This window comes from Actinoplanes sp. NPDC051861 (assembly GCF_040681145.1).
Lineage (GTDB): Bacteria > Actinomycetota > Actinomycetes > Mycobacteriales > Micromonosporaceae > Actinoplanes.
Map to the genome: position 1 here is coordinate 104,002 of NZ_JBFAYE010000021.1, position 12,579 is coordinate 116,580.

10 protein-coding genes are annotated in these 12,579 nt (G+C 70.8%); 5 read left to right on the forward strand and 5 right to left on the reverse strand.

What is annotated here, in order from left to right; genetic code table 11:
* Window positions 1-867: an LLM class flavin-dependent oxidoreductase gene (locus AB0M02_RS37125; RefSeq protein WP_364235828.1), complete on the reverse strand. Its 867-nt coding sequence runs from the start codon at window positions 865-867 to the stop codon at window positions 1-3.
* Window positions 867-2,873 carry an AAA family ATPase gene (locus AB0M02_RS37130; RefSeq protein ID WP_364235831.1) on the reverse strand — a complete coding sequence of 669 codons (2,007 nt, stop codon included), beginning with the start codon at window positions 2,871-2,873 and terminating at the stop codon, window positions 867-869. Before AB0M02_RS37130 ends, AB0M02_RS37125 begins: the two co-directional genes overlap by 1 nt.
* Window positions 2,874-3,092: 219 nt before the next feature.
* Between AB0M02_RS37130 and AB0M02_RS37135 the strand changes: the two genes are divergently transcribed.
* The 4 genes from AB0M02_RS37135 (at window position 3,093) to AB0M02_RS37150 (ending at window position 6,217) form a co-directional block, all read left to right on the forward strand.
* On the forward strand, window positions 3,093-3,311 hold the full coding sequence (locus tag AB0M02_RS37135; protein WP_364235833.1) for a ribbon-helix-helix protein, CopG family: 219 nt from the start codon (window positions 3,093-3,095) through the stop codon (window positions 3,309-3,311).
* Window positions 3,302-3,718 carry a PIN domain-containing protein gene (locus AB0M02_RS37140; protein ID WP_364235836.1) on the forward strand — a complete coding sequence of 139 codons (417 nt, stop codon included), beginning with the start codon at window positions 3,302-3,304 and terminating at the stop codon, window positions 3,716-3,718. Before AB0M02_RS37135 ends, AB0M02_RS37140 begins: the two co-directional genes overlap by 10 nt.
* 56 nt (window positions 3,719-3,774) lie before the next feature.
* Window positions 3,775-4,626, forward strand: a complete 852-nt coding sequence (locus AB0M02_RS37145) for a menaquinone biosynthesis protein (RefSeq protein WP_364235837.1) — start codon at window positions 3,775-3,777, stop codon at window positions 4,624-4,626.
* 79 nt (window positions 4,627-4,705) lie between these two features.
* Window positions 4,706-6,217 carry a hypothetical protein gene (locus AB0M02_RS37150; protein WP_364235839.1) on the forward strand — a complete coding sequence of 504 codons (1,512 nt, stop codon included), beginning with the start codon at window positions 4,706-4,708 and terminating at the stop codon, window positions 6,215-6,217.
* 7 nt (window positions 6,218-6,224) lie between these two features.
* Here AB0M02_RS37150 and AB0M02_RS37155 read toward each other — a convergent pair whose 3' ends face one another.
* From AB0M02_RS37155 to AB0M02_RS37165, 3 genes are all read right to left on the reverse strand, one after another.
* The gene (locus tag AB0M02_RS37155; protein ID WP_364235841.1) at window positions 6,225-7,181 is read right to left on the reverse strand and encodes an aldo/keto reductase; all 957 of its coding nucleotides are present in this window, start codon (window positions 7,179-7,181) and stop codon (window positions 6,225-6,227) included.
* 142 nt (window positions 7,182-7,323) lie between these two features.
* Window positions 7,324-8,142, reverse strand: coding sequence for an SWIM zinc finger family protein (locus AB0M02_RS37160; RefSeq protein ID WP_364235844.1), 819 nt, complete (start codon window positions 8,140-8,142; stop codon window positions 7,324-7,326).
* A 1-nt stretch (window position 8,143) separates the two neighbouring features.
* Window positions 8,144-11,149, reverse strand: a complete 3,006-nt coding sequence (locus tag AB0M02_RS37165) for a DEAD/DEAH box helicase (RefSeq protein ID WP_364235846.1) — start codon at window positions 11,147-11,149, stop codon at window positions 8,144-8,146.
* Between the two features lie 112 nt (window positions 11,150-11,261).
* Between AB0M02_RS37165 and mqnC the strand changes: the two genes are divergently transcribed.
* The gene (gene mqnC, locus AB0M02_RS37170) at window positions 11,262-12,548 is read left to right on the forward strand and encodes a cyclic dehypoxanthinyl futalosine synthase (RefSeq protein WP_364235848.1); all 1,287 of its coding nucleotides are present in this window, start codon (window positions 11,262-11,264) and stop codon (window positions 12,546-12,548) included.
* Window positions 12,549-12,579: the final 31 nt, after the last annotated feature.

The following is a 12,579-nucleotide window of genomic DNA, read 5'->3' on the forward strand; positions in this document are numbered from 1 at the left end:
TCAGCGGCGCAGGGCGGCGAGCGCCGTGCGCACCTGGCCGAGCAGGTCGGTGCCGAACGGCCGCAGGACGACCGTGTGCACCCCCGTCTCGACGAGGGTCTCGACCTTGGCGGGGATGTCGGAGGCGGCGCCGACCAGGGCGAAAACCTCCTCGATCGGCACGCCCAGGAAGCCTGACTGGATGGCCAGAGCCTCGCGGCTGGTCTTCGCGGCGCGGTCCGGGTCGTCGTCGATGTGCAGGAACGCGAAGCTGATCACCTCGTGCTCGTCACCGGCGCCGCCGCGGCGCAGGTGCCCGATCGCCTCGGTGATCTGGGCCGGGCTGAGACCCTCGACGAGGATCGTGCCGTCGGCGGCGCGGCCGGAGAGTTCCAGCGAGCGCGGGCGCACCACACCGGTGACGACCGGCGGGATCACCTCGGGCGGGTGCACGAGACGTACCCCCTCGACCTGCACCTCGCGTCCCACGACGGTGACGGTCTCGCCGCGCAGCAGGCCGCGGACGACGGTCACGGTCTCCTCCAACAGGGACAGCGGTGACTTCGCCGCGACGCCGACCTGGCGCATCCAGTCCGGCACGCCATGACCGAGACCGGCCACCACCCGACCCGGATACAGCCGGGCCAGCGTGGCGATCTCCATGGCGTACAGGGCGGGGCTGCGGAGCGGTGCCGGCGCGATGCCGATGCCGACGCGCAGCCGGGAGGTGGCGGCCAGGGCGACCGCGGCGGCGCTGACCCCGCCGGTCCAGCCGAGGTCCTCCACCACCCACAGATCGTCCGCGCCCGCCTCCTCCACGGCGGCGGCGAAACCGGGGAGCTCTTCAGGGGAAATGTCGCGGTCGAACATCACTCCGATACGTGGCATCAAGAGATCGTAAGGGCGTCCGGCAACGGCTTGGAGTGCAATACCGAAAGCCTGGTGACGGCGCGCGTGAGTACCACGTAAAGGCGGTTCAGGCCCTTCGGCTCGGCCGCCACGATGTCGGACGGCTCATGGACGATGACATGGTCGTACTCAAGGCCTTTGACGATGGTGGCGGGCACCACCATGACCCGCGCCTCGGCCTCGACGTCGTCCGGCGTCGCGTGCTCGATCCCGGCGGCCGTGAGGTGACCACGCAGCCGGTCCACCGCGGTGTCCGCCGCGATCACCGCGACCGAACCCTCGTGCCCCAGCGCGGCGGTTACCTCGGCCAGCGTCCGGGCGTCCAGGTCGGCGGGATCCGGCACACCGACGACGGCGAGATCACCGTCGCGACGCAGGGAGACGGCCTCGGGCACGTTCACACCGAGAGCCGGCAGCAGGCGGTTGGCCAGGGTCACAACAGCCTCGGGTACGCGAAAACCGACGGTCAGCGGCACGACCGAGGCGTCCGGCTTGCCGAGATGACCGAGGATCTCCCGCCAGTCCGTGGTGGCCCACGGCGCGGTGCCCTGAGCCAGGTCACCGAGCAGCGTGATCGAGCCGTGCTCGCTGCGCCGGGCCAGGGCGCGCGCCTGCATGGGTGACAGATCCTGCGCCTCGTCGACCACGACGTGACCGAAACTGTTCTCCCGCTCCAGTAGCCCGGCCGCCTCGTCGAGCAGCAGCAGGTCGGCCGTGGTGAATTTCGCCGACTTCACCGTCTTCGGCGGCCGCACCCAGCGGATCGCCTCCTGCTCCTCGTCGGTGAGCAGGTCGCCGGCCACCGACGGATCGGTCAGCACGTCCGCGACCAGCGACTCGGGTGTGACGGCCGGCCAGGCGGCGTCAAGGAACTCGGTCACCGGCGCGATCTTGCTCATTTTGCGCAGCCAGGACTCGCTCGGTGAGTTGCCGGTCCGGTACTCCGACTGGCGCTGCAGCAGGCCCACGACGCGGGCGCGGACGCGATCACGGCCGACCGAGTACGGCAGGCCCTCGCGCCTTGCCTCGTCGACGATTCGCCGCAGCGGCTCGGTGTCGATCCGCCACCGGTATGAACCGTCCGACACCATGATCGGCTCGGCCGGCTTCCCGATCCGGTTCCACAGGGCTTTTCGCAGCACCTGCGCCATGCGTACATCATGTTTGACGAACGCAGCCGGCGCCGTGTCGGCGGCCTTGACCGGCACCCGGCCGACCAACTCCTCCAGCGTGGACTGCTGCACCTCGACCTCGCCGAGCGTGGGAAGCACCGCGGAGATGTAGGAGAGGAACGCCGTGTTCGGCCCGACGATCAGCACGCCCGACCGGCGCAGCCGCTCCCGGTGCAGATACAGCAGGTACGCGGCGCGGTGCAGGCCCACCGCCGTCTTACCGGTGCCCGGCGCGCCCTGCACACAGATCGAATCGGCCAGCTCGGCCCGGACCAGCTCGTCCTGCTCCGGCTGAATGGTCGCGACGATGTCCCGCATCGGCCCGACGCGCGGCCGCTCGATCTCCGCGGTCAGGATGCGGCTGCTGGTGCCCAGCTCCTCGCCGCGATCCAGATGTTCGTCCTCGAAGCTGGTCAGCTCACCCTTGACGAACCCGAACCGGCGCCGGGTGGCGACGCCCTGCGGGTCACGCACGCTGGCCCGGTAGAACGAGCGCGACAGCGGTGCACGCCAGTCGAGCACCATCGGCTCGCCGGCGTCGTCGGTGACGTGCCGGCGCCCCACGTGATAGGCGATCTCCTCGATGTCGAGGCGCCCGAAGAACAGCGGCGTGTCCGGGTCGTCGGCCAGCTCCTTGACCCGGCGGGCCATGTGCCGGCCCAGCTGCTCAGCGGTGTACGCGTCCCCGGCGACCTTGTCACCGGTGGCGAAGAGCGACTGGGCCCGGTCGCGCATCCGGCGCAGCGCGGCCCGTGACTCGTGGAGGTGATTGCGTTCGGCGGCTAACTCGGTGTCCAGATCCGATACGGGCACGGCTCATCCCCAACAGGCTGATCGAAGGCTGCTGCTCGCGTATCCGAGAGGCGGTTAGGCCGCCACGCGGCGCGGGAACGTCCGCTGCGGTGCATGCTCACCACGGCCGTCAAGAGCGACCCTCCACGCTACGCCCCCGTCACCCCCTGTCCACCGAATTAACGGCACACCTCGGGTCCGCCAGTCGCAGATATCATGCGATATCAAGGAGGCATGCGTATGGACCTGCTGATTCGCGACGTTCCCGAAGAGGTCGTCGCGGCGCTGGACGCCGAAGCCCGGCGGCTCGGGCTCTCCCGCAGCGAGTACCTGCGGCGCCGGCTCGCCCAGGCGTTTCCCCGCGAGAGCCGCGAAGTCACGGTCGCTGACCTGGCGCGATTCGAAACGGACTTCCCCGGGTTGGCCGACGAGGACCTCATGGACGAGGCGTGGCGCTGACCGGCTGGCTGATCGACAAGTCGGCCCTGGCTCGGCTCTCCACTTGCGTGGACGCGGAGGAGTGGGCGGCTCGGATCGGGCGAGGGCTGGTGCGTGTCACCAGCATGACGCTGCTCGAGGTCGGATATTCGGCTCGGTCCGGCCCGGAGCTGCGCACCGCCTCCCGCCGGCCGCCGCTGGCGATGATGCCGGTCGAGTTTCTCACCCCCGCGGCTGAGCAACGGGCCGTGGAGGTGCAGATGATCCTGGCCGATCAAGGCCGCCATCGTGCTCCGTCGATACCTGACCTGTTGATCGCGGCTGCTGCCGAGTGCGCGGGTCTCGCGGTGCTCCACCTCGACAAGGACTTCGACCTCATCGCCGAGGTCACCGGGCAGCCCGTGGAACGTCTGCGGACTGCGACGTAAGCCACGTTGGGGGGCTCGGACCAGCGGGTTTGGTGGGGCGGAGATACCGTCGCTGCATGAGCGACAGCGTCCGTCGGCCCCGGGTCGGGCATATTCAGTTCCTCAACTGCCTGCCCATCTACTGGGGGCTGATGCGGTCGGGTGCTCTGCTCGACGTCGATCTGTACAAGGACACGCCGGAGCGGCTCAGTGCGTCGCTGGTGGCGGGTGACCTGGACATCGGGCCGATCACGCTGGTGGAGTACCTGCGGCACAGCGAGGAACTGCTGCTTCTTCCGGATCTGGCGGTCGGCAGTGACGGGCCGGTGCTGTCGGTCAACCTGGTGTCGACGCGGCCGCCGGCGGAGCTGGACGGGCGGCCGGTCGCGCTCGGGTCCACGTCGCGGACCGGGGTGATGCTGGCGCAGATGCTGCTCGCCGAGAGATATGGCGCGGAGCCCCAGTATTTCCGCTGCCCACCCGACCTGTCGCAGATGCTGATGGAGGCCGACGCCGGTGTGCTGATCGGCGACCCGGCGTTGCGGGCGATGTATGAGGCACCCGCCCTCGGCCTGCAGGTGATCGACCTGGCCGAGGCGTGGAAGGAGTGGACCGGCCTGCCGATGGTGTTCGCCGTGTGGGCGGTGCGCCGGGAGTTCGCCGCCGCGCACCCCGGCCTGGTAAAGGACGTGCACGAGGCGTTCCAGCGCTCCCGCGACCTCTGCCTCGGCGAGTTGGACGAGGTGGCCGAGGCGGCGGCCCGATGGGAGCCGTTCGACGCGGCCACGCTCGCCAACTACTTCCGGGCCCTGGACTTCTCGCTCGGCGAGCGGCAGATCGCCGGTGTCCGGGAGTTCGCCCGGCGCGCGGCGGACCGGGGTGAGGTGCCCGCTCTGCCCGACGAGGGCCCGCTGTTCGCCGACGTCTGACTGGCCGTTCGACCGGTTCGATCTTGCCGAGAGCAGCACTTAGGCTGCCCGGACTTTCCCCGAACCGAAGTCGGTACCCATGCGTCTGCGTCCGTTCCTCCGCCGTGTCACCGTGTCCGCGGTGGCCGCCGGTCTCGCCCTCACCTGGCCGGCTCTGCCCGCGCGAGCGGACGAGCCGCTGCTCGACACGCCGTTCGTCGCCGTCCTGGCCCCGGAGACGGTGACCGTGATCGACGGCCGGTCGAAGACGGTCAAGGTCGAGGTGGTCAACATCGGTGGCGCGGCCGAGGACGTCGTGCTGCGGTTCGGCGATGAGAAGCACCCGGTGCCGGCCGACCTGGGCTTCACCGCTCCGGACGGGTGCTCCGGCGCCACCTGTGCGATCGGCGCCCTGAAGGCGGGCGAGCGGCGTGCCCTTCGCTTCACGGTCAAGCCGGCGGGGACATCGCCGGCAGCGGAGCTGGCGCTGACGACCGTCGTCGGCGGCGTGGTGAACTTCACCACCTCGGCGGCGATCGTGCGTACCGCCAAGGGTGGCGCCGACCTCGAGATGGGCGACATCAAGAACCTGAAGCTGGGCCGCGGCGACACCGCCGACGTGCCGTTCGTCGTCCGCAACACCGGCAACGAGGCCGTGAAGGCCGTCGGCCTGGTGGTCCTTTCCGGTCACGGCGCGGTGACCCCGCTCCTCGACTACCGCAACTGCGACACCGACGAGGACTTCGGCGGGGTCGTGTGCGTGTTCAACGAGCCGCTGGCGGCCGGCGGCAGCTTCGCACTGCCGGAGGCCACGCCGCTTCGGGTACGGGTGGCCCCGGACGCGGCCGGACCCTTCGAGTACCCGGTGATCGCCGCGGCTGTCGGGCTCACCGACCGGTACGTCTTCGACTTCGCGGCCCGCACTGCCGGCGCCAAGGGCTCGGCGCTCAAGCTGCAGGCGCTCGCCACCACGGCGGCCGCCGCCGAACCGGATGCGGTTCCCGACCTCAACGAGGACGACAACTTCACCGACTTCACGGTCGCGGTGCCCAGGTCGGCGGCGGACAGCGCCGCCGTGGGCGGGTCCTTCCGGGGAGCGGTTGGCGAGCGGGCTACCGCCCGGGTGGGCGCGCGCAACCTCGGCCCGACCGGCATGGTTCCGCCCAGCCTGGACAACCTGCCGTACGTGCGGGTGCGCATTCCGGCCGGGATCGAGCTGACCAGCATCGACGAGCGATGTGTCCCCGGTACGTCTCCCTACGACGTCCTGGACGGCGACATCGGGGCGCCGGCCGGACGCGAGTACGTCTGCATCCTCTTCAGCGAGCTGGCCAAGGGCGGGCAGGAGCTGTTCGCCTTCACCGGCGAGATCCTCGACGGGGAGCACGGCGGCGGCAAGGTCACGGTCGACGGGGGCGTACAGGACGACCGTAGCGGCAACGACACGGCAGCGGTCACGGTCGAGGTGGCCGCGGGTGGCGCCGGCGGCGGCCTGCCGATCACCGGTGCGCCGGCCGGGCTGGTCGCGGGCGTGGGCGCGATGCTGCTCGGCCTGGGCGCTCTGGCGTACCGAATGGCTCGCCGCCGCCGGATCGTGACCGTCGTCGAGTGATCCCTTCTCAGCCGTCGAGGAGCGTGTCCAGCGCGGCGATGTCGGCCGCGTTCAGCTCCCAGGAGCCGGCCGCCACGTTCGCCTGGACCTGCTCCGCGCTGGTCGCGCCGGCGATCACGCTGGTCACGCCCGGGCGGGAGGCCAGGCCGCTGATGGCGACGTCGAGCAGGCTGTGGCCGCGCTCGCGGCCGAACGCGGTCAGCGCCTCGATGGTGTCCCAGTCGGCAGCGTCCAGCCAGCGCTGGTAGCGGTCCTGGGCGAGCCGGGTGCCGGCGGCCGGCTTCTCGCCGCGCCGGTACTTTCCGGTGAGCAGGCCCGAGTCGAGCGGGAAGAACGGCAGGAACCCGAGGCCGAACTGCTCGCAGGCCGGGATCACCTCGGCCTCGACCTGCCGGTGGAGCAGGCTGTACTGATTCTGCGCGCTGATGAACCGCGCCTGGCCGCCGGTCCGGGCGGTCCAGTCCGCGTCCGCGATCTGCCATCCCGAGAAGTTCGAGTTGCCCAGGTAGCGCACCTTGCCGGAGCGGACGAGATCGTCCAGCGCGGCCAGGGTCTCGTCGATCGGTGTGGCCGGATCCGGCTCGTGCATCTGGTAGAGGTCGATGTGATCGGTCTCCAGCCGCCGCAGCGAGGCCTCGACGGCGCGCGTGATGTAGCGCCGCGAGCCGCGGGCGCCGAAGTCGCGACCGTTGAGGCCCTCCATGTCCATCCCGAACTTGGAGGCCAGCACCACCTCGTCGCGGCGGCCCTTGAGCGCGGCGCCGAGCAGTTCCTCCGAGGTCCCGTGCGGGGTGCCGTAGATGTCGGCGGTGTCGAAAAGCGTGATGCCGGCGTCGATGGCGGCGTCCACGACCTCGCGGGTTCCGTCAGCGTCCAGTTTGCGGCCGAAGTTGTTGCAGCCGATCCCGACCACGGACACCACGAGGCCCGAGTCGCCCAGCCGGCGGTAGCTCATCTCACTCATGTCCTGACCCTATGCCCGTCACTCCGAGCAAGTGCGCGGAAACTCTGGGGTAGGCGAAACCGGCCGATTCCGGGTAGCGTGCATCCCGCCGCGTCCATCGTGGACTCGCCCACGATCGGTTCACGATGGACGCGGCCCTGCCTCAATCGTCCGTTTTGCCCAGGTCGCGATAGGCCGACCGGAGCACGTCGACCAGCGGGATGTGCCGGACCTTCACCGGCGGCGGGTCGAGCGCGCGCAGCAGCAGCTCCGGCGGGGTGGCGCCGCGCGCCGGGCGCTCCCGCAACCGGCCCAGGCTGATCGCCGGCACGTAGTAGTCGGCGAGCCGGGCGTCCAGCGGCTCCTCGTCCACCGCGAACGGGTCGATCGCGTCCTCGTCCGGCTCCGGGGTGCCGCGCAGCGCGTCGAGCAGCTGGTCACGGTCCCGGCCGCGCCAGGCCAGCACCAGGAACGGATCGTCGTCGAACGCCTCGGCCAGCACGTACAGGGCGGCCGAGCCGTGTTTGCAGGGCACGCCCCAGTCCGGGCACGAGCACCTGATGTCCAACTCGGACGGGAACAGCGGCAGGCCGTGCTCGGTGAACAGTTCGACGATCTCGTGCGGCATCTGACCGGCGAGCAGTGCGGCGCGATACAGCGCGCGGGCACCGAGCTGTTCGGTGATCTCGGTCCACTGCGCCTCGTCGAAGTGGCTGATCGTGATCGTCACGCTGTAGGGCTGCGGCCGCGAACCCTGCACCCGCGCGGTGACCCGTCCCGGTTTCAGCGCGAAGTCCATCACCTGGCCCTTGCGGGCGTAGTTGCGGCCGCGGGCGAGGCGCCCGGCGTCGCAGACCTCCTCCAGGACGTCGACGAAGCGGCGCGACCACCACTGTTCGCCGATCTTGCCGCGTTTCGACCGCACGGCCAGACCGCCGTCGACCTCGATCGGGCGGGAGGGCTCGAAGAACCGGCCGGCCATGTCAACTCACCGCCGCGGCGTCGAGGGAGAAGAGCTCACGCAACTGATCCGTGCTCAGGTCGGTGATCCACTGCTCGCCGGTGCCGACGACCGAGGAGGCCAGCGCCTTCTTCCGCTCGATCATGCCGTCGATCTTCTCCTCCAGCGTGCCGGTGCAGATGAACTTGCGCACCTGCACGTTGCGCGACTGTCCGATGCGGAACGCGCGGTCGGTCGCCTGGTCCTCGACCGCCGGGTTCCACCACCGGTCGAAGTGGACGACGTGGTTCGCCGCGGTCAGGTTCAGGCCGGTGCCGGCCGCCTTCAGCGAGAGCAGGAACAGCATCGGCTCGTCCTCGTTCTGGAAGCGTTCGACGAGCTCGTCGCGCCGGGCCTTGCTGAGTCCACCATGGAGCCAGAGCACCGGGCGGTCGAGGTGGGCGGCGAGGTACGGCTGGAGCAGCGAGCCCCACTCCGCGTACTGGGTGAAGATCAGCGCCTTGTCGCCGTCCTCGACGATCTCGTCGGCGAGTTCCTCGAGGCGGGCCAGCTTGCCGGAGCGTCCTGGCAGCCGGGAACCGTCCTTGAGCAGGTGCGCGGGGTGGTTACAGACCTGCTTCAGCTTCATCATCGCGGCCAGCACGTTGCCGCGGCGCTGGATGCCCTCGGTGCTCTCGATCTCGGCCATCATGTCCTCGACCACGGCCTGGTAGAGGGTGGCCTGCTCGGGGGTGAGCGAGCACCAGACCTTCATCTCGTTCTTCTCCGGGAGGTCCGAGATGATCGTCTTGTCGGTCTTGAGGCGGCGCAGCACGAACGGGCCGGTCGCCCGTTTCAGCGCGGCGGTGGCGTCGGCGTCCTGACGTACCTCGATCGGCTCCTGGAACCGACGGCGGAAGCGTTTCGCCGGGCCGAGCAGCCCGGGGTTGCAGAAGTCCATGATGGACCAGAGTTCGGCCAGGTGGTTCTCGACGGGTGTGCCGGTGAGCGCGATCCGGGTGCGTGCCGGCACCGCGCGTACGGCCTGGGACTGCCGGGTGCCGCTGTTCTTGATGGCCTGAGCCTCGTCGCAGACCAGCCGGCCCCAGGTGACCGTGCGGAGTGCCTCGAGATCGCGCAGCGCGGTGCCGTACGTCGTGATGACCAGGTCGGCGCCGTCCACCGCGGCGTCGAACTCGGCGCCCCGCTGCCGGGTGCCGCCGTGGTGGACGTAGACGCGCAGCGCCGGTGCGAACCGGGCCGCCTCCTTCTGCCAGTTGCTGACCAGCGACATCGGGCAGACCAGCAGGGTCTTGTCCGGTGCGGCGAGCAGCAGCGACAGCGTCTGCGCGGTCTTGCCGAGGCCCATGTCGTCGGCGAGGATCCCGCCCAGCCCGAGCCGGCTCAGGAAGTGCAGCCAGGAAAGACCACGTTCCTGGTACGGCCGGAGCGCACCCTGGAACCCGATCGGCGTCGGCATCGGCGTGAGCCGGTCCGCCGCCTGCCCGGACAACAGGTCACCCAGCGTGCCGTCGGCGTCGACCTCGACCAGCGGCAGATCCTCCTCGCCGCCGTCCACCACCTGCTGGAGCACCTCGGCGGCGGTGAGCTCGCCCTCCCGGCGCCGGCTCACCGCCTTGAGCGCCGCCTTCAGCTGCCGGTCGTCCAGCTCGACCCACTGGCCCCGCACCCGGACCAGCGGGACCTTGAGCCGGGCCAGCTCGGCCAGCTCCTCGGCGCTCACCATGCCGTCGCCGATCACCAGGTCGAGGCGGAACTCGACCAGCTCGTTGAGGCCGAAGCCGGAGTCGGCCAGCGCCCGCGACGACGTGCCCTTCGACTTCGACCGGGTGGTCAGCTTCAGGCCGACGCCCTTCCGGCCGGCCCAGGACGGCAGCTGCACGCCGAAGCCGGCCGCCTGCAGCAGCGGGGCGACCTGGCGGAGGAATTCATATGCCTCCCCGGTGCTCAGGCGCATGGCGTCCGGGCGCTGCTCGAGCAGGGCGACGTGCAGCAGGGGGAAGAGCCGCACCGCCCGGCCGAGACCGGCGAGCAGCGTCTCGTCGGGACGTTTCGGCAGGCCGGGGAAGCGCTCGCCGTCCCAGAGCGCGGCTGCCGTCAGATAGAGGCTCGGATCCTCGGCCGACTGCACGGCGAACTCCAGCGCCCAGTCGTCCTCGCCCGGCTCCGGCTCGATCAGACGGAAGCTGACCCGGATCGGGCCGTTCGCCTCGTTGGCGGCGCGCATCCAGTCGTCGAGGGCCTGGCGCAGATCGCGTACGTCACCCGCCGCCGCACCGGGCAGTGCCGGATCGTCCGCGGTCAGCGCCGAGATCCAGCGGTCCGGCAGGGCGGCTTTCGGGCCGGGCCGCTGACCGGCGAGCAGCCGCTCCGGCAGCAGGGCGCGAGCGGCACCGTCGAGCAGCGACTCCAGCGCGTCCCGCACGGTCCGGCCCACCGGGTGCCCGTCCTCGGCGTCCACGGCACGGGCCACCGGCGGCATCCCGGCGGCGAAGTCCCGGTAGGTGGCGGTGTCCGCCCCGGTCAGGACCGGACGCCAGCGGGCGGCGGGCACCTTCTCCTCGATCACCAGCTGGGGCAGCATCCGGCCACGGCCGGCCAGGTCGCAGGCGAAGCCTGCCAGCAGGGCCAGGTAGCGCAGGGAGGACCCGGCGGCCCAGGGCGCGCTCGGATCGGGGTCACCCAGCATTCCCAGTACGGCGGTGGCGAGCCGGCCGGGCACCCAGAGCACCGGGACGGTCCAGTCGGCGAGCCGGATCCCGCGAGTCGCCGCCTCGGCGCCGGTCTCCGGTGAGGGCAGCGGTCCGCGAGTGGTGCCGGGCAGCCGGACGATGGCCGAGCCGGGCTCCAGGACGTCGGCGATCTCGCCGAGCGCGGTGCCGAGCGCCTCGGCACCGGCGGCGAACGGATGCGGGCGTGATTTCGCGCGCGAGGCCGAGGTCAGCGGCCGGGCCGGATCCTCGGCCCAGAGCACCAGCCGGCCCGGACGGCCCGCGCCGGGCACCCAGCCGCCATGTACGACGAGCACTTCCACCCCCTGGAACGACCCGTCGAGATTAGCGGCCGGAGGGGGGTGACTGCCCGTTCCCGGTGACCCGCGCCGCTGACGGTTGACATCGGGTGGACGTACGCTTCCGGTTGTGAGTGCGAACCCGGAGATCGACAGCATTCTGCAGCGCGGCGCCGACGGCGGGCGGATCACGCCCGAGGAGGCGCTGCTGCTCTATACGCAGGCACCGTTCCACGCGCTGGGCGAGGCTGCCGACGCGGTGCGCCGCCGTCGCTATCCGGACGGCATCGTCACGTACCTGATCGACCGGAACATCAACTACACCAACGTGTGCGTCACGGCGTGCAAGTTCTGCGCGTTCTTCCGGGCCCCGAAGCACAAGGAGGGCTGGGCGCACCCGACCGACGAGATCCTGCACCGGTGCGGTGAGGCGGTCGAGCTCGGCGCCACCCAGGTGATGCTCCAGGGTGGCCACCACCCGGACTTCGGGGTGGAGTACTACGAGGAGCTCTTCTCCTCGGTCAAGACGGCGTACCCGCAGCTGGCCATCCACTCGATCGGCCCGAGCGAGATCCTGCACATGGCCAAGGTCTCCGGCGTCTCGATCGAGGACGCGGTCCTGCGGATCAAGGCGGCCGGGCTGGACTCGATCGCCGGCGCCGGCGCCGAGATGCTGCCGGAGCGGCCGCGCAAGGCGATCGCCCCGCTCAAGGAGAGCGGCGCGCGGTGGCTCGAGGTGATGGCGGTCGCGCATCGCAACGGGCTCTCGTCGACAGCGACCATGATGATGGGTACGGGCGAGACGAACGCGGAGCGTATCGAGCACATCCGCATGATCCGTGAGGTGCAGGACCTCGCCGTCGCCAACGGTTACCGTGACGACGCCGTCGAGCGGTCACACGACGGTGGAGAGTCTTCAGTCCGGTCAAGGGCGGGTGGTGGGGCGGCAGCAGGGGGATTCCGCGCCTTCATCCCGTGGACCTACCAGCCGGAGAACAACCACCTCAAGGGCCGCACCCAGGCCACGACGATGGAGTACCTGCGGTTCATCGCGGTCTCCCGGCTGTTCTTCGACAACGTGGCGCACCTGCAGGCCTCCTGGCTCACGACCGGTAAGGACATCGGCCAGCTCTCGCTGCACATGGGCGTGGACGACCTGGGCTCGATCATGCTGGAGGAGAACGTGATCTCCTCGGCCGGCGCCCGGCACCGCTCCAACCTCCAGGGCCTGATCTCGATGATCCGCACCGCCGACCGGATCCCGGCACAGCGCGACACGTGGTACCGGCACATGGCCGTGCACCACACCGCGGCGGAGGACCCGACGGACGAGCGCGTCGTCTCGCACTTCTCCTCGATCGCCATACCGGGTGGCGGCGCCGGCCGCACCCAACTGCCGCTGGTCGAGGCCAAATAACCCCCGTTCGGGGGGTGACGTTCCGCCGTTC

Coding starts and splice junctions, on each gene's coding strand:
- AB0M02_RS37125 (WP_364235828.1), bottom strand. CDS start 867: ATGCCACGTATCGGAGTGATGTTCGACCGCGACATTTCCCCTGAAGAG.
- AB0M02_RS37135 (WP_364235833.1), top strand. CDS start 3,093: ATGGACCTGCTGATTCGCGACGTTCCCGAAGAGGTCGTCGCGGCGCTG.
- AB0M02_RS37145 (WP_364235837.1), top strand. CDS start 3,775: ATGAGCGACAGCGTCCGTCGGCCCCGGGTCGGGCATATTCAGTTCCTC.
- AB0M02_RS37150 (WP_364235839.1), top strand. CDS start 4,706: ATGCGTCTGCGTCCGTTCCTCCGCCGTGTCACCGTGTCCGCGGTGGCC.
- AB0M02_RS37155 (WP_364235841.1), bottom strand. CDS start 7,181: ATGAGTGAGATGAGCTACCGCCGGCTGGGCGACTCGGGCCTCGTGGTG.
- AB0M02_RS37160 (WP_364235844.1), bottom strand. CDS start 8,142: ATGGCCGGCCGGTTCTTCGAGCCCTCCCGCCCGATCGAGGTCGACGGC.